This is a genomic window from Psychromicrobium lacuslunae (assembly GCF_000950575.1).
GTDB lineage: Bacteria > Actinomycetota > Actinomycetes > Actinomycetales > Micrococcaceae > Renibacterium > Renibacterium lacuslunae.
The window spans coordinates 319,322-339,822 of record NZ_CP011005.1; the positions used below are offsets into that span (position 1 = coordinate 319,322).

Here is a 20,501-nt window from a genome sequence, read left to right on the forward strand (position 1 = left end):
CTGACGGTAGATTAGTAGTGGCTTTTCATCCGAATAGCGTGAACGAACCAGAAGGGAGCCACATCGGTGGTACTTCGCCTTTCCCAGCTTTTCCTGCGCACCTTGCGCGAAGACCCAGTGGACGCCGAAGTCGCCAGCCATAAGTTGCTGGTACGGGCTGGCTATATTCGCCGCGCTGCGCCGGGAATCTATAGCTGGTTGCCGATGGGGCTCAAGGTACTCGGCAAGGCGGAGCAGATTGTTCGCCAAGAAATGGCGGCTATTGGTTCTCAGGAAGTCCATTTTCCAGCGTTGCTACCGCGTGAACCCTACGAAGCCACCAATCGCTGGACCGAATACGGCGATGGCATCTTCCGGCTCAAGGACCGTAAAGAGAACGACTACTTGCTGGCTCCAACGCACGAAGAAATGTTCACCCTGTTGGTGAAAGATCTTTACTCTTCCTATAAAGATCTGCCGCTCAGCCTGTTCCAGATCCAAACCAAGTACCGTGATGAAGCGCGGCCTCGGGCGGGCTTGATGCGTGGCCGTGAGTTCATCATGAAGGATTCTTACTCCTTCGATATTGATGATGACGGACTGGAGAACAGTTACCAGGCGCATCGGGCTGCCTACTTTAAGATTTTTGAGCGATTGGGCCTTGAAATCATCGCCGTCAAGGCCACCTCTGGTGCGATGGGTGGCTCAAGGAGTGAAGAGTTCCTGCACCCGACGCCGGTCGGCGAAGACACCTTCGTGCGCTCAACCGCCGGCTACGCGGCCAATGTCGAGGCGGTCAGCACGGTAGTACCGGCGGATATCGACTATACGGATTTTGCTGCCGCCGAGGTTCGAGACACCCCAGATACCCCCACTATTGAGACTCTGGTCGCTGCAGCTAATCAACTTGCGCCGCGTGCCGACGGAGTTGCCTATACCGGTGCGGACACCCTGAAGAATGTGGTGCTGGCGATCGATCTGCCCGGCGGCGAACGTCAGCTTGTAGTAATCGGCGTGCCGGGGGATCGAGGAGTCGACCTGAAGAGAATTGAAGCGAATATCTCCTCCCACCTGGGCCTTGGCGGCGAGGTGGAGGTAGAGGCGGCAAACGAAGCGGATCTGAAGAAAAATCCGCTGCTGGTCAAGGGCTATATTGGCCCCGGCCTGGATCTGGCGAATCCGGTGCTCGGCCTGGAAGGCAGTAGCAAGCTGCTCTACCTGGTTGATCCGCGAGTGGTCAGCGGCAGCCGGTGGATCACCGGGGCAAATCAAGCCGGTAAGCATGTCTTCGGCCTAGTAGCCGGCCGTGATTTCGGCTGGGACGGCGTGATTGAAGCGGTTGAGGTTCGTGAAGGTGACGAAGCACCGGATGGCAGTGGTCCCCTAGAAATCGCTCGAGGCATCGAGATGGGCCACGTTTTCCAATTGGGTCGTAAATATGCCGAGATCTTCGATCTCAAGGTGCTCGACCAAAATGGCAAGCAGGTAGTCGTGACAATGGGTTCCTACGGCGTCGGGGTGACTCGTGCGGTCGCCGCAATAGCCGAGAAGTACCACGATGATAAGGGCCTGGTCTGGCCGATCGCTGTCGCCCCGGCCGAAGTTCATCTGGTCGCGGTCGGTAAGGATGCCGCGGTCTTCGAAGCCGCCGAAAAACTTGCCAACGAACTCGAAGCGGCAGGTCTAGAAGTGCTCTTCGATGACCGACCGAAGGTTTCTCCCGGGGTGAAGTTCGGCGATGCCGAGCTGATCGGTGTGCCGATGATTCTCGCGGTAGGTCGCGGTCTGGTGGACGGTGTGGTCGAGTTGAAGAATCGGAGCAGCGGCGAAACCGAAAACGTGCCGCTAGAGCAAGTAGTGCAGCAGGTACTCACGCTCCGCGACTCGCTCTGAGCCAGGCACTTGATGCTCTCCGGCTTTGAGGACATCCAGTTTTACACGATTTTGCTCATCCTGGTCGCCGGGCTGGCGGCAGGTTGGGTAGACGCCGTGGTGGGTGGTGGGGGATTGATTATGCTGCCGGTGATGCTGATGGTTCCCGGCATCACCCCGGTGCAGGCCCTTGCCACCAATAAAATGGGTTCCATTTTCGGAACCACCACGAGTTCGGTCACCTATTACCGCCGGGTTGGTCCGGACCTGAGAACTGCTATTCCGATGGCGCTGATCGCCCTGGGCGGCAGTTTCGCCGGTGCTGTGGTGGCCGCGAACCTGCCGCAATCGGTCTTCAAGCCGATTATTGTGCTGGCCTTGATCGCGGTGGCCATTTTCACCGCGCTCAAGCCGAGCCTCGGTGCGCACACCGCGCTCAAACACTCCGGACATCGGCATTACCTGCTGGCCTGCCTGATTGGGGCTGCGATTGGCTTCTACGATGGCCTGCTTGGCCCGGGCACCGGATCGTTTTTAGTGATCGCGTTGGTGAGTCTAATGGGCTATGCCTTCCTGGAAGCCAGCGCCAAGGCGAAGATCGTAAATATGGCGACCAATGCGGGCGCGCTGCTGTTCTTCCTGCCACACGGCTCCATTTTGTGGGGCTTAGGGCTCTTGGCCGGTGCGGCCAATATGGCTGGTGGTTATCTGGGCTCCCGGATGGCGGTACGCAAAGGCAGCGGATTCATCCGAGTGGTTTTCCTCGCGGTAGTGGCGGTGCTGATTATCAAACTCGGCTGGGATGTCTGGCAGGAGAACGTGCTGCACGCTGGGCGCTAACGCGTTAGGGCGCTAGGGTCCGCTGTGATGGGCTTGGCCTAGCTGATCTCCAGGCTGTGCGGGTGCGGTAAACCTTGGATCGTGCGGCCCGCTAGGGTGCTGGACAACCACAAGGAGCGGTTGAGATCCCTCTGGTGATCGCGCTTTGAGGCGTACCATAAGGCGTCCTCGACCTCGCGGGCAATAGTCCATTGTCTGGCCACCTCAACGTCCAGGCCCGCCGCCTCGCAGAGCATGTTCAACCGATCCAGCAGGCCCAGCTCAGGATTCTGCACCGGCAGATCGGAAAGCCGGTTGGACAGCATCGGCATCACCGAAAACTCGGCTTCACCAACCATGCCCTGCGGGTCAATGGCCAGGAAATCGTCGGCCTGCCAACCGCTGGTACCGGGCCTGGCGAGAATGTTCATACCGTGCAGGTCGGCGTGCACGAGGACGTCGTGGCTTTCACGGCGGCTCACCGCCCCGCGAGTCTGGCATACTTCAAGCGCGGCCTCTAAAAGCCAGCGCGGGAACGGCTCGGCTAGCTCTTTCCAGCGTTGCGGCAGTTCGTCGTTCCAGCGTTCAGTCTGTTCGGCCAGCGAGGGAATACTTAGCCATTCCGGCCGCTGATCAGGGCTGATCGACAGTTTCCTCACTAACGTCCCCCAGACCGAGATGGCCTGCTCAAGAGGCGCTGACTGTAACCAGCGGTCGGAGTCCAGCCGCTCCAGCAACATAGCCCGATCCGTTCGATCATGCTGCAACAGCCGCACCGCGCCGCGTCCCTGCCAAAGCTTGAGCGTGTCAGGTTCATGGGCGATGTCTTCGTAGGGGAAAGAAATTTTAATCACGGCAGCACTGCCATCGTCAGCTGACACCGGGACCGCAATACCGGTGAATCCGTTCCAGGGCTGCTGACCAGGAGCCAGCTCGGGCTGCACCTTCCAGCGGTGATAGGCGTTGTGCAACAACTGCGGCAACCTGGCTAACCAGGCCCGCCGCTCGGCGGTGTTACTGTAGCGCCGTTGCAGATCCTCCGGGATTGGCACGCTCATCATGACATTCCCGGCAGGGCAGCTTTCGGCGCGGCAAAGATGAGTGCCTGACGGCTGGTATTGAGCAGCTGGCCGATTGCCCACTTGCGCAGGCTGCCGTCGCTGAGGGCGATCAGATCCCCGTACACCGCAGCAAGCTGAGTTTCCAGGCTGCTGAGCTCGGTGTTAGGCGCAGCCAGGAAGGCCGCACTCAAGCCAAAGCCTGCCTGCTGTGCAGGCAGTTGCTGGCAACGCGAGCTCAATTGTTGTCGAACCTCTCCCAACGTTTCCTGGTGAGCCGCTAACAGCTTGAGTGCTGAATCGGCGGCCGCCGGAGTTCCCAATCTGGTGGCGGCTACTTGGTAGGCGTAGACAGCCTTCTGCTCGGCTAGCTCAACAGCGTTCAGAGCCTGCTGCTGATTTACCTGGCCCTGCTGATCCGGCTGAGCCGATTGATCACTGGCAGCGGCGCTAGGGTTAGGGCAACTCGAAGCGGGTGCGTCGACGGCGGGTGCGGCAAAGCTCGGCGCACTTTGCGGGATCCCGCCGAGCTGGGCGAGGTACTGGCTTGCAATGGCCTCACCGGCACCTATCGAGGCAAGCAACCGGGCAAGCCCCGGATCAACCCGGCCCGCGGTCTCCAGATTTTTGGCTGCCTGCTGTTCCAGCCCCTTCAAGAAACCCGAAATCGAGGGTGTCGTAGCCGAGGTCGGCGTGGCGCTGGGACTCGCCGAGGCGGTGCCAGGAATGGTCAAGGCCTGCACCGCTGCGTCCAGGGTGTTCAGCGAAGTTTTCAGCGCTGGCGTCAGTGTGCTGGAGGCAGGTCTCGCGTTGAGTAGTTTCGCCTGTTCAAGCAGCACCGTAGTTTCGCTCAGCGTCTTGACTCTGGCCAATTCGGTCTCGGATGGACCAAGCGGGGCCTTAGTCGTGACGGTACTGCCGATCGCCACAACCAACACAGCGATCAGTAGCAAGAGCAGTGAACGTCGGCCCCAGGCCAGTATCGTGCGGCCAGTTTTGCGCTCCGGGCGCTCGATGTCTTTGGCGTGTTCTCTGGCAGCTTCCCGAGCACGTAGCGATTGCCGGGTGAGCGGTGCTACTTCAGCTGTCGGCTCAGTGCTTGGCGTCGGGGCCGAGGCGCCCAGCGGTTCAGCTGAGTCGACTGGTTCCATTGGCTCGGCTGGTTCAACTGGTTTGACCGGCTCCACCGACGGCTCGGTAGCCTCACTGACCCGCTCCGGTGCCTGCAGGAAGGCCGGTTCACCGCTCAGATCGAGGTCGTTGGCCAAGCTGGGATCGGACAGGAAGTCGGCGTCGAGAAGCGCAGCCGCCGGTTCGGCTAGGTCGCTCGCTTGAGCGACCTCGTGTGCTGCTGTTTCAGCTGACGCTAGCCGCCCGAGCTCTGAAGCGCCGCTTGCTTCAGCCGACTGAGACGAGTCAACGCGAACCGGCTCCTCTGGCGCTGTTGCTGCGGGTACTTCCTCAGGTTCAGTTGACTCGCTAGATTCAGCTGGCTCTGTGGTCTCTGTAGACCCGGTTCGGTCGACCGGTCCAGAAAGCTGCTCGGTTTCCGTCCTCGTCCCGCCACTTTCCGCGAGCGTACCGGCTCCTTGAACGTTCTCATTGCTCGCCGCCGTTGGCTCCTCGCCAGCTGTTGTGACGGTGTCTAGGCCGGTCTTAGTAGTTGCCGAGGTCGTTTCAGTCTGAGATTCAGTCTCAGCTGGCTGATCGACCGCATCGGCTGGAACGAGGATCAGCGGGCTGAGTCCGGTCGAGTTGGGGGTGCCAGCGGCGGCACTGGCACGGCGAGATTTACCCCGCTTCGTGGTGATAATGCGAGGCGTGATACCGGCTTCAGGGCTGGCTGGCGCGGCACCCTCGGGATTTTCAGGGTCTCGCTGATTTTGCGGTGCCGCCGGGTCATTCACGGCTATGATCATGCCATGTTCGTGCCGCCAATGCACTTGAGGGCACACCCGGAAGGCCGAAGGATTGGTAGGCTAGATACCTACAACATCATCACGTGGGGCCCGCAAGGGCGCAGGAAGGCTTTGAGAATGTCCAAGCCGGATCGGTCGCAGCGGCTTTTTGCGCTGCTTGAACCCCTCGTGAATGAGCAAGACCTCTACCTCGAAGAGGTCACCATCCAGCACACCGGTGATCATCGCATCATCCAAGTAGTAGTCGATCTGCCGGAAAATCGTAGCGGCAGTGTCGCCTTGGACACCATTGCGGAGGTCTCACAGTTAGTGGGGGCTGCTCTCGATGACGACCCGGAAGACGATGGCAGAGCCTACGATTTGGAGGTCTCCTCGCCCGGAGTCAGCCGACCGCTGACCGAGTTAAGGCATTGGCGCCGGGCATTGGGGCACATCGTCAGGGTCAACTTGTTTGAGGGGGACAATCCCACTGCTCGACTCGTTGGTGTGGAGGACGATGGTGTGACGATTCGCGAGGAACGAATCGTCAAAAAGGGGATGAAGCCGAAAATCCTGGATCCGGTGTTCATTGAGTTCTCGAAGATTCGTCGAGGCAATGTTGAGGTGGAATTTGCTCGTTTAGACGCGGTTGAACCGTATGAACCGGCCGGAGACGAATCCGGCCAGAAAGGTCAGGATTGAGATGGATATTGACATGAGCGCGCTGCGTTTGCTGGAGCGCGAACGTGAGATTCCGCTGGATAAACTCATCCCGACCATTGAACAGGCGCTTTTGGTCGCCTATCACAAAACGGCGGGAGCCTATGAACGGGCTCGGGCGGAACTGGATCGAAAGAGCGGCCACGTTACCATCTGGGCGGCTGAACTCGATGATGACGGCTCCGTGGTGGGTGAGTTCGACGATACCCCGGCGGGCTTCGGGAGAATCGCTGCCAGCACTGCTCGGCAAATCATTTTGCAGCGCCTACGTGATGTCGAGGACGATAATGTGCTCGGCGAGTTCCGTGGCAAAGAGGGCGAGCTGGTCTCCGGCCAGATCCAACAGGGCCACAACCCGAATATGGTACAGGTCAACCTCGGCACCGTGGAAGCAGTGCTGCCGCCCACCGAACAAGCGCCAGGCGAGCGTTACCCACACGGGAATCGACTGCGTGCCTACGTGATTGACGTGCATCGAGGTCCGAAAGGCCCGTCAATCACGCTTTCGCGTTCCCATCCGGGGCTGGTCCGGAAGCTCTTCGAACTCGAGGTGCCGGAGATCGCCGATAAGTCAGTGGAGATCGTGGCACTCGCCCGAGAAGCCGGGCACCGCACCAAGATCGCGGTGAAGGCTAATCAACCCGGTATTAATGCCAAAGGGGCATGCATCGGTGAGATGGGCGCTCGGGTGCGTGCGGTGATGAATGAATTGAACGATGAGAAGATCGACATCGTCGATTTCAGCGATGATCCGGCGACCTTTATTGCCAATTCGCTCTCGCCATCACGCGTTAACTCGGTGACCATTGTTGATGAGGCCGCCCGCTCGGCTCGGGTGATCGTGCCTGATTACCAGCTTTCGCTGGCGATCGGCAAAGAAGGCCAGAACGCTCGACTAGCGGCCAAGCTGACCGGCTGGCGCATCGACATTATTTCCGATGCCGTCGCCGAGTAATTTTCCCGAACTCAAATCCTCCAAGGGTAGTGATTGGCTGCTAGGCAGGCCGGAGGGCTAGAATAGCTAAGGCCGAGTTTTTCGACTTCGGCGTCCTCCGTTGTTCGTGATGGGTGTAGCAGAAGGTTTTGTAGTGTCCAATACACCAACGCGTACGTGCGTGGGATGCCGTCGGCGAGATGCTCAGCCAATGTTGCTACGCGTAGTCAAGAACGGTCCCACTGTGCTGGCGCTGGATCTTGAACGTCGGATAGCTGGTCGGGGTGCTTGGTTGCATCCAGATCTGGATTGTCTGGCGCTGGCGCTTAAACGAGGTGGCTTTGCCAGAGCTTTCAAAGCTCAGGTGAATGCCAAGGAAGTAGAGGGGCAGTTGCGCACAGTGATAGTACAAAACGAACTTATCCAAGCTGAAAGCGGGTCAGAAAACTGATGGAAACCCGATGAGTACCCAGCGATGAGTGCCAATCTGCGAGCTAAGCAATGAGAATTTCACTGCGCTCAAATGTTGGCCATTCCCCGGTGGAAACCCAACTGAAGAATTAGATGGTTCGTGCCTGACTCGGTGCGAACCGAGACAGGAGTAAAGCGTGGCCAAGGCCCGTGTACATGAGCTCGCCAAAGAGCTCGGAATTAGTTCCAAAGACGCAGTTGCCAAACTGCAAGAGTTGGGCGAGTTTGTTCGCTCAGCTTCCTCAACTATTGAAGCGCCGGTAGTCAAAAAGCTTCGCGAAGCATTCCCCAATGCGGCTCCGGCTGCTCAGCAAGAGGCGCCTAAGGCACCCGCGAAGCCGGCCCCTAAGGCGCCTGCGAAGGCTGCCGAGCCGGTTGTAGAACCCGCCGCTACCGAAGCAAAGGCGCCAGCTGCCCCGACGCCGGCCGCGCAACGTCCGGCAGCACCGGCAGCTCAACGCCCAGCGGCTCCGACTGCTCAGCAGAACGGTGCCACACCCGGTTCCGGGCCACGCCCGGGCAATAACCCCTTCGCCACCTCCCAGGGCATGCCGCGTGCGGGTGCCCCCACCGAAGGCGAGCGCTCGGCCACACCGAGCGCCGGTCCGCGTCCAGGTGCTCCGGCACCGCGTCCCGCCGAGCGCGCACCGCGTCCCGGTGGTTCGGGTGGCCCGCGTCCGGGCAATAACCCCTTCGCTTCCTCGCAAGGTATGCCGCGCGCTGGTGCTCGCCCCGACGGTGAGCGTTCCGGTGGTCCGCGTCCTGCTGCAGGCTCTGGCGGTCCCCGTCCGGGTGCCTCGGCCGGTCCGCGCCCTGGCGGTTCTGGTGGCCCTCGCCCCGGTGGCGGCAACCGTCCGACGCCGGGCATGATGCCTAACCGCACCGAGCGTCCGGCTCCGGGTGCCCGCGGTGCCGGTGGCCCAGGCCGCGGCGGCGGAGCTCGTCCAGGCGGCGCTCCAGGTGGCGCAGGTGCTGGTTCCGGTGGCGGTGCTCCCGCTGGCGGTGGCTTCGGCAAGGGCGGTCGCGGTCGCGGCGGTACCCAGGGAGCCTTCGGCAAGGGTGGCGCAGGTCGCGGTAAACAGCGCAAGTCGAAGCGGGCGAAGCGGCAAGAACTCGAGCAGATGAGTGCTCCGTCACTGGGCGGCGTGAGCGTACCCAGGGGCGACGGCAACACTGTGGTGCGGCTGCGTCGTGGCTCTTCGATCACCGATTTTGCCGACAAGATTGAGGCGAACCCCGCAGCATTGGTCACCGTGCTCTTCCACCTGGGCGAGATGGCTACCGCCACCCAGTCCTTGGATGAGGACACCTTCGCTTTGTTGGGTGAAGAGCTCGGTTACAAGCTGCAGGTGGTTTCACCCGAAGACGAAGAGCGCGAATTGCTCTCCAGCTTCGATATTGACTTTGAAGCTGAACTTGAGGCTGAAGGCGACGACGACCTTGAAGTGCGTCCTCCGGTAGTCACCGTGATGGGTCACGTTGACCATGGTAAGACCCGCTTGCTTGACGCTATCCGTAACTCCGATGTGATGGCCGATGAGCACGGTGGCATTACCCAGCACATCGGTGCTTACCAGGTGCACCACGAACACGAAGGTGAAGTTCGCAAGATCACCTTCATCGACACCCCGGGTCACGAGGCGTTCACCGCAATGCGTGCCCGTGGTGCCAAGGTCACCGATATCGCCATCTTGGTGGTTGCGGCTGACGACGGTGTGATGCCTCAGACGGTTGAAGCACTTAACCACGCCCAGGCTGCCGAGGTGCCGATCGTGGTCGCCGTGAACAAGATCGATAAAGAGGGCGCTAACCCGGAGAAGATCCGTGGACAGCTCACCGAATACGGTCTGGTTCCCGAAGAGTACGGTGGCGACACCATGTTCGTCGATGTTTCGGCTCGCCAAAACCTGAACATCGATGCGCTGCTCGAAGCCGTGATGCTGACCGCCGATGCTGCTCTGGATCTGCGCGCCAACCCGAATAAGGACGCTCGTGGTATCGCCATTGAAGCGAACCTGGACAAGGGCCGTGGCTCGGTTGCTACCGTGCTGGTCCAGTCGGGTACTTTGCGGGTCAGTGACACCATCGTGGCCGGTACCGCACATGGCCGTGTTCGGGCGATGTTCGACGAAGACGGCGTGGCAGTCGAGGAAGCTGGTCCTTCGCGGCCAGTTCAGGTCCTTGGCCTGTCCTCAGTGCCAAGCGCAGGCGATACCTTCTTCGTCACCAGTGACGAGCGTACCGCCCGTCAGATTGCCGAGAAGCGCGAAGCAGCCGACCGTAATGCTGCGCTGGCCAAGCGTCGCAAGCGGATCAGCCTGGAAGACTTCGATCAGGCAGTTGCCGATGGCAAGGTTGATACCCTCAACCTGATCCTCAAGGGCGACGTCTCCGGTGCTGTTGAAGCGCTGGAAGATTCCTTGCTCAAGATCGACGTCGGCGAAGGTGTGCAGCTGCGGGTTATCCACCGCGGTGTTGGTGCGATCACCCAGAACGACGTCAACCTGGCGACCGTGGACAACGCGATCATCATTGGCTTCAACGTCAAGCCTGCCGAGCGAGTGGCCGAATTGGCCGACCGCGAAGGCGTCGATATGCGTTTCTACTCGGTCATCTATGCGGCGATCGACGACATCGAGCTGGCTCTCAAGGGCATGCTCAAGCCGGAATACGAAGAGGTTCAGTTGGGTACCGCGGAAATCCGCGAGATCTTCCGTTCCTCGAAGTTCGGCAATATCGCTGGCTCGATTGTGCGTAGCGGCCTGATCCGACGCAATGCCAAGGCCCGGGTACTCCGTGGCGGCAATGTGATCGGAGACAACCTCACGGTTGACTCGCTGAAGCGCTTCAAGGACGATGCCACCGAAGTCCGTGACGGCTTCGAGTGTGGTATCGGCCTAGGCTCCTTCAACGATCTGCAGCCCGAGGACATCATCGAGACCTTCGAGATGCGCGAAAAGCCGCGAGTCTAAGCACAGAAGTTCGCCGAGTGTGCAGTTCTACACCTTTTGACCTGGTCTTAGGGTGTAGAACTGCACACTCAGTCGAAGTATTGACGCTGAAGTATTGAGGAGGAAGCATGGTTGATCCGGCACGGGCTGCCCGTTTGGCCCAACGCATTAAGGTGATCGTCGCCGAGGCACTGCGTAAGCAGGTCAAGGAACCAGGCGTGGAAAACATCACGTTGACCGAGGCGCGAGTCACTAACGACCTACAGCACGCAACGCTGTACTACACGATCTTTGGCGACGAAGAAGCGAAAGCGGAAGCTACCGCTTCGTTGGAGAAATCCCGCGGGATCTTGCGCCGTGAGGTGGGTAAGAATTTGACCATTCGGCTCACCCCGACGCTCGAGTTCATCGCCGATGAGATTCCGGAGACGGCAACTCACCTTGAAGAGCTAATCCGCGAAGCCAAGGTGCGCGACGCCGAACTGGCGGCACAGGCTTCGCAGGCAACGTTTGCCGGTGAGGCGGATCCTTATAAAAAGCACGAAGAAGACGAGGAAGAGGCCTAAGCCCTCAAGTCTCTGAGCTCAAATACCTCGGCACCACTTTCCAGTGTGAAAGTGGTGCCGAGGTATTTCTGCACCGTTTTCACGCTGGAAAGTAGTGCTGCCATGACGGATGCTCCTTATGGCCCGGGAATCCGAGAAATCCCGGCTAGCAAATCTGAAGTATCCCCGCACAGTGCAATCCGCGCCCAGCCCTCGCCTTGCGAGCCGAAGGCCGTGCCGGGCGCCAAGGCGACGCCGTCGCTGGCCAAGAACCCGTGGACCCAGGAACGTACGTCGCCATTGCTGAGGTGAGAAACATCGACCCAGAGATAAAACGCTCCCTTGGCGTTCAAAAAATGCAAGCCTTGGGCCCGTAGTTGAGCCTCCGCCACGTCTCGGTTGTTCCGGTAGTGTGCCTTGGCCTGCGCCACGTAGTCTTGAGGGCCGGTGAGCGCCGCCAGTGCAGCATACTGCGCCGGAGTGCTGACACAGGAGAAGCTCGACTCCACCGCGTTGGAGACCGCGACCTGCATACCCGGCGGGGTGAGCAGCGCCCCGATTCGGATCCCGGTCAAACCATAAGTCTTCGATGCCGTCCAGCACAGCAAGACCCGACCGTCGGTATCGAACTGCACCGGACTGACGTGCGGCAGATCAAAGGTAAAAGCCTCATAGCATTCGTCCGAAACTACCCAGAGGTTGTGTTTGCGGGCCAGCGCCACCAACTCCTCGGTCAACTCGGCGCTCAGCACTGCCCCAAGAGGGTTTGACGGCGAGTTGAGCAGCAGAACTTTGGTCCTTGGCGTGATCAGCGCTTCGATATCGGCAACCTGAGGCTGGAAAGCGTGTTCGTCCCGAAGCGGATAGCCGATCGGTACCGCATGGAGCAGCCTACTGGTCATTGCGAACGTCGGGTAGCCGGGGTTCGGAATCAGAATTTCATCACCGGGGGAGAGCAGAAGGCTCAGCGCGAGGTGCAGACCTTGCTGAGCGCCCGCGGTGACGAAGATCCGCCGCGGATCCACTTGAACGCCCTGCTGCTTGGCTAGCCGCTCGGCAAAGGCTTCGCGCAGCGGCCAGATGCCGCCGTTTGGGGTGTAATTAGTTTCATCTCGCAGCAGCGAGTCAATGGCGGCCTGACGGACGTGTTGCGGAACCTCAAACCCTGGCTCACCAATGCTGAGCACGAGAGAATCTGGGCGAGTCCAGGCAGCTTCGGTAATTTCCCTGATTTGATTGCTCGGTAGGTTCAGAACGTGTTGAGCCAGGGGCGGTACTGCGTCTAAAGCCATAGAGCCAACATATACTGAAAGGCGTGCTTTCAGGACTCGTGATCGTGGACAAACCCCAAGGCTGGACCAGCCACGACGTGGTGGCCAAAATGCGCCGCCTGGCCGGTACCCGCAAAGTTGGCCACGCCGGCACCCTGGACCCGATGGCAACCGGGGTTTTGGTGCTCGGCATTAACCGGGCCACCAGACTACTCACCTACATTGTCGGCACCTCAAAAACCTACACCACCACAATTCGCTTGGGGCAGTCGACAATCACCGACGATGCTGAGGGTGAACTGACCACCACAAACAGCACTTCCGAGGTGACCGAGGAACAACTGTTCGCCGGGGTCGCCGAGCTAACCGGAGAAATTCAGCAAGTGCCGAGCAGCGTGAGTGCGATCAAGGTGAATGGCGAACGTTCTTATGCCAGGGTCCGAGCGGGGGAAGAGGTTAAGCTCGCTGCTCGCCCCGTGACCATTGAACGTTTCGAAGTGCACTCCTGGCAACGACGGGAGATCTCCGGAGCGCAGATCATTGAACTGGATGCCACAGTCGAATGTTCTTCAGGCACCTACATCCGGGCGCTCGCCCGGGACCTAGGAGAAAAACTCGGCGTTGGCGGGCATTTGACCGAACTACGTCGCACCGCGGTTGGACCCTACCGGATTGATCAAGCCCAGACCTTGGAGGAGGCAGCGGGGCAGCTTCAGGTGCTTGACATTTCGGTTGCTGCCAGAGCTCTAATGCCAGTGCGTGAGCTCAGCGAGGAGGAGACCACTGAGCTTTCTTTTGGCCGTAGGATTGCCGCTACCGGTCAGGCGCATAGCGCCGAGCAACCGGTGGCCGCCTTCGGCCCGGACGGCACTCTGGTGGCCCTTTTGGAAGACCCCGGGGCTGCTGGCAAGCACGCTAAAGCGATTTTGGTTTTTGCTGCCGCCGGAGAGCAACAGCCCAGTGCCGCCGAGGCGAAGGAGAAAAAGTGATTCTCGACGGCTGGTTCATTACTTCGCTGGTTGTTGGCCTGGCGTCTGCGGTGGTCTGCTTTGGTGCTGGAGTTCTCAAGAAAGGCCCAAACGACATCACCATCCTTTCGGTGGCCGCCGTCGAAGTCTTTTTGCTGGTCTTCCTCGTCGCTAGCATCGTACGGCAGAGCGGTGGCGAGGCAGTACAGGGCGAGTCCTGGGAGTTCTGGGGCTACCTGATTACCGCCGTAGTGGTGCCAATCGGCGGGGTCTGGTGGTCCCTGATCGAACGCAGCCGGTGGAGCAATTTCGTGCTCGGCGCGGTGGGGCTGGTAGTGATAGTGATGATGTATCGAATGAATCAGATTTGGTTTGGCGGGTAGGGTCTTAGCAGGTAGGGCAACACAGTGATGGATGGGCGAGGCAGTGACAGCGGAAAAGACTAGCAGGGCAACGGGACCCGGACGTTTATTGATTGCGGTGTACGGAGTGTTTGCTTTAGCAGCGACGGCGCGTGCGGGTTACCAGATTGCCACCAAGTTCTCCGAAGCCCCCACCGCTTACCTGCTCTCCGCTTTCGCCGCGTTGGTGTATATCGCGGCCACCATTTCCTTAGCTAAACGTGTCCGTCGCTGGTACTGGGCTTCGGTCATTGCGGTGGTGATCGAACTCCTCGGCGTGCTGGTGATTGGCGCATTGAGTTTGCTGGACGCTAATGCCTTCCCGCACGACACGGTCTGGAGCGGCTTCGGTCGAGGCTACGGTTTTGTGCCGTTGCTGCTGCCCATTCTCGGTTTGATCTGGTTGTACCGGAAACGTCCCTCGGCCGTGGTCGCTGCATCGCAGCAGTCAGCAGCTGAAAATAAAGGGGAACAACAATGAGCGAGCAAGAAACAGAGCTGAGTAGTCCGCAAGCTGAGTTGCAACTGGATCCTGTAATTCCGCGGCTGAGCGACGGTGTAGTGGGTTTGCGTGGTATCGAACTGGCAGACGCTGAGAAGATCGCCGAGATTTGTCAGCAAGCAGCTGCTCAGCGTTGGTTGCCAGCGTTGCCGAGCCCTTACTCTTTGGAGGATGCCCAGTATTTTGTTCAGGAAGTAGCGGCTCCTGGGTGGCAGAAAGGCGAAAGGCACAGCTTTGCGGTGGTTAGGGAGGATGAAAACGTCTTCCTTGGCAGCATAGATCTGCATCTTTTTCGCGGCAGTACTGCGGAGATTGGCATCAATATCGGTGACCAAAGCCAAGGCAGCGGTGTTGCGTTGCGCGCGGTTCAGTTGATCGTCGACTACGCCTTCAACGGGCTGGACCTTAGGCATCTCTATTGGCGTGCCGAAGTACCTAATTGGGCAAGCCACAAGCTGGCATGGAAGGCCGGGTTCAGGTTCGAGGCAGAGTTGCGCGCCTTTGCAGATAACCGAGGCGAGTCGATCGATCAGTGGCTGCTCTCGCTAGCGAGTGATGAACCGCGTGAGCCGCAAGCTGCCTGGGCTGGCCCCGAAAAGCCAGTGGGTTAGCCGAGGAATCCCAGGGCTCGCACAGCGCGCTGCTCTTCGGCGAGTTCGGCCACCGAGGCCTCGATACGAGAGCGAGAGAAATCGTTGATTTCTAAGCCCTGCACAATTTCATACTCGCCGGCCCGGCAGATGCAAGGGAAGGAACTCACCAGTCCTTGCGGTACGCCGTAACTGCCGTCGCTGGGCACAGCCATGGAAACCCAATCATCCGCCGCGCTGCCCAGCGCCCAGTCGTGCAGGTGGTCGATCGTCGCGCTGGCCGCTGAGGCGGCGCTGGAGGAACCCCGGGCGGCAATGATAGCTGCGCCACGGTTGGCCACGGTGGGGATGAAATCGGTCTCTAACCAGGTCAGATCGTCAACCAGTTCTGCAGCATTTTCCAGACCAACCCGAGCGTGGAAAATATCCGGGTATTGACTGGCTGAGTGATTCCCCCAAATGGTCATTCGGCTAATTTCTCGCACCGGGGCATCGAGTTTAGCCGCCAGTTGGGCGATGGCCCGGTTGTGATCAAGCCTGGTCAACGCAGTGAACCGTTCCGCCGGGATATCGGGGGCATTGCTGAGCGCAATCAGCGCATTGGTATTGGCTGGATTGCCGGTGACTACGATCTTCACGTCATCGGCCGCGACAGCGTTCAGGGCTTTGCCCTGCACGGAGAAGATGGCCCCGTTAGCCTCTAGCAAGTCCCGACGCTCCATCCCCGGTCCGCGCGGCCGGGCCCCGACCAGCAGCGCAGCGTTGACACCGTCGAACACCCGCTCGGCTTGATCACCGATCTCAATCGAATCTAGCAAGGGGTAGGCACCGTCCTGAAGCTCCATCACGACGCCCTCTAGGGCTGCGAGAGCGGGAGTGATTTCTAATAACCTGAGTTGTATCGGCGTTTGTGGGCCGAAGAGCTGGCCGCTGGCAATTCTGAAAAGCAGACTATAACCAATCTGACCGGCTGCCCCGGTGACGGCGACTTTGACAGGGGTGTTCATAACGGCTCCCTTACTCGGTGTTCTCGTCTTAACGCCAGCGTAGGCGCAGCGCGACCGGACACCAAAACTGCTGTGGATGGTGGTGCTCGCTCGGAAACTGAGGGTTATCGCCGTCGTGCCGTTGCTTCCTGTGCGAGACGTGAGAACATAACAGGAGCATGCCAATCGCGGAAGGAATTATGAGATGAGTGAACCCCTAGTGCCAGAGGATGTTCCGGAAGACCTTCCCACCGAGTCTTCTACCGAAGCGGCGGAGGCGGCAGCGGATCCGGTCAAGACTCAAGCGGCTGAAGACCTCGCCGATTGGAAGGTCTTCCGGCTTGTGGTAGCGGCCTTGGGCGTGGTGATTGCTGGCTTCGGGCTCTTTGACCTATTCGTCGGCGTGAAAGGGCTGCCCGACGCGATTAGCGAAAACAACGCGACCCTGGAGAGCAACTACCGCTTCTTCGCTGCCATCCTGGTCGGTGTTGGTGCTGCGTTCGTGGCCATCGCGGTTAAGTTCAATTGGGCGAATGTGCTGATTTTCGTTTGTGCCACGATCTTCCTCGGTGGCTTAGCCCGAGTATTTTCCTGGGCGGTCAGCGGTTTGCCGAATTTCTTGATGATCCTTTTAATGATCCTCGAGCTGGTGATCCCGCCGGTGATTGCGGTCTGGTACCTCTGGATCAACCGCACTCAGAAGCTGCGGGCGAGTTACCGTGGAATGAACACCGTCCCGAAGCAGTAATCTGAGATACGTGCAATATTTCAACGGCTTGGCCGAGGTCCCGGTGGACTTCGGCCCTTCAGTGGTGACGCTCGGCAATTTCGACGGCGTACATCGGGGGCATCAGGAAGTTCTTCGCCAGTTGGTCGCAGCAGCTGGCGAGCGGCAAGCCCAGGCGGTGGCGATTACCTTTGATCCACCCCCGGCTCAGGTGCATCGCCCGGATAGCGCGCCCGCCCAGATCATGAGTCTGTCAGACCGGCTAGACATGATGGCCGAGAGCGGCATTGATGCAGTGCTGGTGCTGGCCTATAACCTGGACTTCGCGGCGCAGAGCCCGGAGGAATTCGTGCTCAACACCTTCGTGCGGACCTTACATGCCGCCGAGGTGGTGATTGGCCACGATGTGCGCTTTGGCCGGGACAATTCCGGTGACCTGGCAACCATGCAAGAACTCGGCGAAAAACACGGTTTCCGGGTGCGGGTGATTGAAGAGTTTGGTGCTGATCGTCGCTGTTCCTCGACCTGGGTGCGGGAGGCTTTACAAGTGGGTGACGTCGCCACCGCGGCCACCGTGCTAGGCCGACCTCATCAAATGCGTGGCGAGGTGGTGCACGGCGCTGCTCGCGGGCGTGAGCTTGGTTTTCCGACCGCCAACCTAGCCGCCGATGCTTCCGGCTTCATCCCGGCCGACGGGGTCTACGCGGGATGGCTGATTGACCAGAGTGAGGTGCGCTGGCCGGCCGCCATTTCGGTGGGTAGCAACCCGACCTTCGAGGGCGTCAGTCGCCAAGTGGAAGCCCATGTGCTGGACCGGCCGGCCGAAGCCGTCGAGGACTTCAACCTCTACGGTCAGTTCGTCACCGTGGAGTTCGTCGAGAGGCTGCGTGGCATGGTCGCCTACACCGGCCCGGAAGCCCTGATCGACCAGATGTGCCGAGACGTCGAACAAGCGCGGCAACTGCTAGGCCAAGAGCCCACAGCAACTCAATCCTGACCGCCGCCCGTCGTCGGCCACACCCACACGCCTCCCCGTGAGTTCGTGGTTTAGTCTCGGATTCGCTAGTAATTACTGACGAATCCGAGACTAAACCACGAACTCGGCGTAGGAGCCGCGTCAGTACCTAGCTGCCGGGAACGACGACGATCTTGCCGCTGGCGCGGTTAGTCTCCCCGCGTTGGTACGCCCGCTTGATCTCGGAGAGCGGAAAAACGCTGTCGATCACTGGCTTTAGCTTTTCGGCTTCTACCAATGCCGCAACTTCCCGCAGGCCGTCGCGATCCGGTGTGACCATAAGGCGAATTGCCCTGATTCCGCGTTGTGCAGCGAGCTCCTGAGTCTCCGGTTCGAGCGGCAATAGGCTGACCAAAATGCCTCCGGGTTTGAGGGTGTCGAGGCTAGCCAGACCGTTATTGCCGCCCAAGGTATCCAACACGATATCGACCTCGCGCACTGTCTGGGTAGCATCAACCTGCCGGTAGTCGATTGCTTCGTCGACGCCGAGTTCGCGGAGTAATGGGTGCTTCGCCGTGCTCGCCGTACCGATCACATAAGCGCCATGAGCCTTAGCGATTTGCACTGCCAGATGGCCGACGCCGCCCGCTGCCGCCGGGATCAATACTCGTTGCCCGGTTTGGATCCCGGCGGTCTCGACCAAGGCTTGCCAGGCGGTGAGCACGGCAAGCGGCAGCGCGGCTGCCTGCTGATGGCTGAGAGCAGTCGGTTTGCTGGCGAAGTGGCGCGCCGGAGCGACTAGGTACTCAGCGTGGGCGCTGCCCGCGTGCGGGAAGCTGGGCATTCCGAAAACTTCGTCCCCGGGTGCGAAAAGCGTAACGCCGTCCGCCACCTCCTCAACCACTCCCGAGACATCCCAACCCAGGGTAAACGGGGGAGCGCTGCCGTCCGGAAGGAAACCTCTTTCCCGGCTTTTCCAATCCACCGGATTTAACGCCGTCGCGCACACTCGAACCAAAATTTCGCCTCCCGACGGTTTTGGCCTTGGCACCCGCTGTTGTTCCAAGGTCTCGGCATCGCCGGCGCGGTGCTGAACTATTGCCAGCATGCTGCTCTCTGTCATCGTGCTCCTTCTGCTGTTCTTGAACATTTTTCAGTCTCGACAGTGCTGACGCCTAAAGATAGTGGCCTGAATGACACTCTATGAGAAGATTGGGCCATGCATCGAGTGGTTGTTCTTGCTTTGCCCGGCGTGATGTCCTTTGAGCTGGGGATGGCCGCTAGGCTCTTTGGCGCGGCGCAGCAGGACGGCGAGCCGCTGTATCAAGTACAAACTTGCTCGCCCGATGGTGAGCCAGTGTCTACCGATGCCGATTTCAAAGTCGCGGTGGATCATGATGCTCGGTTGCTCGCAACCGCCGACACAGTGGTGATGCCGCCGGCCCACGGCGGGGCGGTTTGGGCGACAAGTACCGAACTGGCCCCCGAGGTTTTGGCAGCTTTAAGCCAAATCCGTCCGGGAACTAGGCTGCTAGGCATTTGCACCGGGGCATTTTTCCTAGCTGCGGCCGGACTATTGAAGGACCGCAAGGCCACCACCCACTGGCGAGACACCGAGAAGTTGCAGCGAAACTTCCCGGACCTGAAGGTGCTTCCCGATGTTTTGTACGTCGATGACGGTGAGGTGATGACCTCCGCTGGGGCGGCCGCTGGTATTGACCTCTGTCTGCATGTGATCCGGAAGGACCATGGCAGCCAAGTAGCTAACCAAGTCTCCCGTGCGTGCGTGATTCCGCCCTGGCGCGAGGGCGGCCAGTCGCAGTTCATCGAGCGCCCGATTCCGCAGTTACAGGGAAGCTCGACGGCGGCGACGCGAGAGTGGGCCTTGCAGGAGCTCTCCACGCCCCTGGCATTGGCTAGCCTCGCGGCGCACGCGAGGCTGAGTCGTCGGACTTTTAGTCGTCGGTTCAGGGCGGAGACCGGGCTTAGCGTGGGGGCTTGGCTTCTGCAGCAACGGCTTAATCTGGCCAGAGAACTGCTGGAAACCAGTCAGCTGGGGATCGATAGCATCGCCGATCGCGCCGGGCTGGGCAGTTCTTCTTCGCTCCGAAAGCACTTCAAAGCCGCGCTCGGGGTGCCACCGTCTCACTATCGGCAAACCTTCCAACGCTAGTCCCGTCGTCGGGGCAAGGCAGGCCGCCCGGCCAACGCCGGCCACCCGCCCGGCCAACGCCGGCCACCCGCCCGGCCAACGCCGGCCACCCATTTCATACCAGTTCGCCTCCTAGTCTCGAATTCGCCTGTTTTTGGAAGCGAATTCGAGACTAGGACGCGAACTCGGCGCTGGGGAACGTGGGGTTGCCGTGGCCTGGTTTCGACAGAAGTTGCCCGCGCAGAGTAAACTGGTGGGGTAAATCTGGCTGCAGTCCGTGGCGGCTGGATTTCGTGCCGTTAGGGCCTGGTCAGCGATGTTGACGGAGCCGCAACGGTACGCACCCGAAGACGTAGGGTTTTACGGGACTCACGGCACAACTCAAGGAGTTACCTGTGGCATTAGACGCCGCTGTAAAGCAAGACATCATCAAGGAATACGCCACCGCCGAGGGTGACACCGGTTCGCCGGAGGTCCAGATCGCGATGCTCTCCAAGCGCATCTCCGATTTGACCGAGCACCTGAAGGTACACAAGCATGACCACCACACCCGTCGTGGCCTGATGGCCTTGGTGGGCCGTCGGAAGCGTCTGCTGGCTTACCTGCATGACACCGACATTGCACGCTACCGTTCGCTCATTGAGCGCCTCGGCCTGCGTCGATAAAACTGTTTGAGGCCGCACTCCCGCTTCGGGAATGCGG

20 protein-coding genes are annotated in these 20,501 nt (G+C 60.1%); 15 read left to right on the forward strand and 5 right to left on the reverse strand.

Going from position 1 to position 20,501, the window contains the following annotated elements:
• The first annotated feature begins 66 nt into the window (after positions 1-66).
• Together UM93_RS01485 and UM93_RS01490 are read left to right on the forward strand one after the other, a co-directional pair.
• Positions 67-1,872: a proline--tRNA ligase gene (locus UM93_RS01485; RefSeq protein WP_045073228.1), complete on the forward strand. Its 1,806-nt coding sequence runs from the start codon at positions 67-69 to the stop codon at positions 1,870-1,872.
• Positions 1,873-1,884: 12 nt separating this feature from the next.
• Positions 1,885-2,691 carry a sulfite exporter TauE/SafE family protein gene (locus tag UM93_RS01490; protein ID WP_045073230.1) on the forward strand — a complete coding sequence of 269 codons (807 nt, stop codon included), beginning with the start codon at positions 1,885-1,887 and terminating at the stop codon, positions 2,689-2,691.
• A gap of 38 nt (positions 2,692-2,729) precedes the next feature.
• On the opposite strand, the gene UM93_RS01495 is transcribed toward UM93_RS01490, so the two are convergent.
• Both UM93_RS01495 and UM93_RS01500 read right to left on the reverse strand, forming a co-directional pair.
• Positions 2,730-3,728: an aminoglycoside phosphotransferase family protein gene (locus tag UM93_RS01495; protein WP_045073231.1), complete on the reverse strand. Its 999-nt coding sequence runs from the start codon at positions 3,726-3,728 to the stop codon at positions 2,730-2,732.
• Positions 3,728-5,647 carry a DUF4439 domain-containing protein gene (locus UM93_RS01500; protein ID WP_045073233.1) on the reverse strand — a complete coding sequence of 640 codons (1,920 nt, stop codon included), beginning with the start codon at positions 5,645-5,647 and terminating at the stop codon, positions 3,728-3,730. The genes UM93_RS01495 and UM93_RS01500 overlap by 1 nt, the downstream gene beginning before the upstream one ends.
• A 117-nt stretch (positions 5,648-5,764) precedes the next feature.
• On the opposite strand from UM93_RS01500, the gene UM93_RS01505 reads away from it, so the two are divergent.
• The 5 genes from UM93_RS01505 to rbfA all read left to right on the forward strand — a co-directional run bounded on the left by UM93_RS01505 (position 5,765) and on the right by rbfA (position 11,268).
• Complete coding sequence (locus UM93_RS01505; protein WP_157874070.1) at positions 5,765-6,328, forward strand: ribosome maturation factor RimP; 564 nt, start codon at positions 5,765-5,767, stop codon at positions 6,326-6,328.
• A 1-nt stretch (position 6,329) separates the two neighbouring features.
• The gene (gene nusA, locus UM93_RS01510) at positions 6,330-7,301 is read left to right on the forward strand and encodes a transcription termination factor NusA (protein WP_045073235.1); all 972 of its coding nucleotides are present in this window, start codon (positions 6,330-6,332) and stop codon (positions 7,299-7,301) included.
• A 109-nt stretch (positions 7,302-7,410) separates the two neighbouring features.
• Positions 7,411-7,731, forward strand: a complete 321-nt coding sequence (locus UM93_RS01515; RefSeq protein WP_045073236.1) for a YlxR family protein — start codon at positions 7,411-7,413, stop codon at positions 7,729-7,731.
• A gap of 157 nt (positions 7,732-7,888) precedes the next feature.
• Positions 7,889-10,723 (forward strand): translation initiation factor IF-2, encoded by a 2,835-nt coding sequence (gene infB / locus UM93_RS01520; RefSeq protein WP_045073238.1) that lies wholly within the window; start codon positions 7,889-7,891, stop codon positions 10,721-10,723.
• 107 nt (positions 10,724-10,830) lie between these two features.
• A complete protein-coding gene (gene rbfA / locus UM93_RS01525) occupies positions 10,831-11,268 on the forward strand; it encodes a 30S ribosome-binding factor RbfA (protein WP_045073239.1) in 438 nt (145 codons plus the stop codon).
• A gap of 116 nt (positions 11,269-11,384) precedes the next feature.
• Here the strand turns inward: rbfA and UM93_RS01530 are convergent, their stop codons facing one another.
• A complete protein-coding gene (locus UM93_RS01530; protein ID WP_045073241.1) occupies positions 11,385-12,539 on the reverse strand; it encodes a pyridoxal phosphate-dependent aminotransferase in 1,155 nt (384 codons plus the stop codon).
• A gap of 23 nt (positions 12,540-12,562) precedes the next feature.
• Here UM93_RS01530 and truB point away from each other — a divergent pair, with 23 nt between their 5' ends.
• From truB to UM93_RS01550, 4 genes are read left to right on the forward strand one after another with little or no spacing between them, the layout of a single operon-like run.
• On the forward strand, positions 12,563-13,507 hold the full coding sequence (gene truB, locus UM93_RS01535) for a tRNA pseudouridine(55) synthase TruB (protein ID WP_082056966.1): 945 nt from the start codon (positions 12,563-12,565) through the stop codon (positions 13,505-13,507).
• Positions 13,504-13,869: a hypothetical protein gene (locus UM93_RS01540; RefSeq protein WP_045073243.1), complete on the forward strand. Its 366-nt coding sequence runs from the start codon at positions 13,504-13,506 to the stop codon at positions 13,867-13,869. The genes truB and UM93_RS01540 overlap by 4 nt, the downstream gene beginning before the upstream one ends.
• Positions 13,870-13,900: 31 nt before the next feature.
• Complete coding sequence (locus UM93_RS01545; protein ID WP_045073245.1) at positions 13,901-14,368, forward strand: hypothetical protein; 468 nt, start codon at positions 13,901-13,903, stop codon at positions 14,366-14,368.
• Positions 14,365-15,000, forward strand: a complete 636-nt coding sequence (locus tag UM93_RS01550) for a GNAT family N-acetyltransferase (RefSeq protein WP_045073246.1) — start codon at positions 14,365-14,367, stop codon at positions 14,998-15,000. Before UM93_RS01545 ends, UM93_RS01550 begins: the two co-directional genes overlap by 4 nt.
• Here the strand turns inward: UM93_RS01550 and UM93_RS01555 are convergent.
• Positions 14,997-15,986: a malate dehydrogenase gene (locus UM93_RS01555; protein WP_045073248.1), complete on the reverse strand. Its 990-nt coding sequence runs from the start codon at positions 15,984-15,986 to the stop codon at positions 14,997-14,999. The genes UM93_RS01550 and UM93_RS01555 overlap by 4 nt on opposite strands.
• Positions 15,987-16,170: 184 nt before the next feature.
• Between UM93_RS01555 and UM93_RS01560 the strand changes: the two genes are divergently transcribed.
• Together UM93_RS01560 and UM93_RS01565 are read left to right on the forward strand one after the other, a co-directional pair.
• The gene (locus tag UM93_RS01560; protein ID WP_045073250.1) at positions 16,171-16,713 is read left to right on the forward strand and encodes a DUF4345 domain-containing protein; all 543 of its coding nucleotides are present in this window, start codon (positions 16,171-16,173) and stop codon (positions 16,711-16,713) included.
• A gap of 10 nt (positions 16,714-16,723) precedes the next feature.
• Positions 16,724-17,689: a bifunctional riboflavin kinase/FAD synthetase gene (locus UM93_RS01565; protein ID WP_045073251.1), complete on the forward strand. Its 966-nt coding sequence runs from the start codon at positions 16,724-16,726 to the stop codon at positions 17,687-17,689.
• A 127-nt stretch (positions 17,690-17,816) separates the two neighbouring features.
• Here UM93_RS01565 and UM93_RS01570 read toward each other — a convergent pair whose 3' ends face one another.
• Entirely contained in the window at positions 17,817-18,770 is a 954-nt protein-coding gene (locus UM93_RS01570) for an NADP-dependent oxidoreductase (protein ID WP_045073253.1), read from the reverse strand.
• A gap of 96 nt (positions 18,771-18,866) precedes the next feature.
• Here UM93_RS01570 and UM93_RS01575 point away from each other — a divergent pair, with 96 nt between their 5' ends.
• Positions 18,867-19,820, forward strand: coding sequence for a GlxA family transcriptional regulator (locus tag UM93_RS01575; protein WP_045073255.1), 954 nt, complete (start codon positions 18,867-18,869; stop codon positions 19,818-19,820).
• A 374-nt stretch (positions 19,821-20,194) separates the two neighbouring features.
• Positions 20,195-20,464, forward strand: coding sequence for a 30S ribosomal protein S15 (gene rpsO / locus UM93_RS01580; RefSeq protein WP_045073257.1), 270 nt, complete (start codon positions 20,195-20,197; stop codon positions 20,462-20,464).
• Positions 20,465-20,501: the final 37 nt, after the last annotated feature.

Excerpts from the sequence above, each read along its gene's own strand:
- UM93_RS01490 (WP_045073230.1), top strand. The coding sequence starts at position 1,885 with ATGCTCTCCGGCTTTGAGGACATCCAGTTTTACACGATTTTGCTCATC.
- UM93_RS01495 (WP_045073231.1), bottom strand. The coding sequence starts at position 3,728 with ATGAGCGTGCCAATCCCGGAGGATCTGCAACGGCGCTACAGTAACACC.
- UM93_RS01500 (WP_045073233.1), bottom strand. The coding sequence starts at position 5,647 with ATGATCATAGCCGTGAATGACCCGGCGGCACCGCAAAATCAGCGAGAC.
- UM93_RS01505 (WP_157874070.1), top strand. The coding sequence starts at position 5,765 with ATGTCCAAGCCGGATCGGTCGCAGCGGCTTTTTGCGCTGCTTGAACCC.
- nusA (WP_045073235.1), top strand. The coding sequence starts at position 6,330 with ATGGATATTGACATGAGCGCGCTGCGTTTGCTGGAGCGCGAACGTGAG.
- UM93_RS01515 (WP_045073236.1), top strand. The coding sequence starts at position 7,411 with ATGGGTGTAGCAGAAGGTTTTGTAGTGTCCAATACACCAACGCGTACG.
- rbfA (WP_045073239.1), top strand. The coding sequence starts at position 10,831 with ATGGTTGATCCGGCACGGGCTGCCCGTTTGGCCCAACGCATTAAGGTG.
- UM93_RS01530 (WP_045073241.1), bottom strand. The coding sequence starts at position 12,539 with ATGGCTTTAGACGCAGTACCGCCCCTGGCTCAACACGTTCTGAACCTA.
- UM93_RS01545 (WP_045073245.1), top strand. The coding sequence starts at position 13,901 with ATGGGCGAGGCAGTGACAGCGGAAAAGACTAGCAGGGCAACGGGACCC.
- UM93_RS01550 (WP_045073246.1), top strand. The coding sequence starts at position 14,365 with ATGAGCGAGCAAGAAACAGAGCTGAGTAGTCCGCAAGCTGAGTTGCAA.
- UM93_RS01555 (WP_045073248.1), bottom strand. The coding sequence starts at position 15,986 with ATGAACACCCCTGTCAAAGTCGCCGTCACCGGGGCAGCCGGTCAGATT.
- UM93_RS01560 (WP_045073250.1), top strand. The coding sequence starts at position 16,171 with ATGAGTGAACCCCTAGTGCCAGAGGATGTTCCGGAAGACCTTCCCACC.
- UM93_RS01570 (WP_045073253.1), bottom strand. The coding sequence starts at position 18,770 with ATGACAGAGAGCAGCATGCTGGCAATAGTTCAGCACCGCGCCGGCGAT.
- UM93_RS01575 (WP_045073255.1), top strand. The coding sequence starts at position 18,867 with ATGCATCGAGTGGTTGTTCTTGCTTTGCCCGGCGTGATGTCCTTTGAG.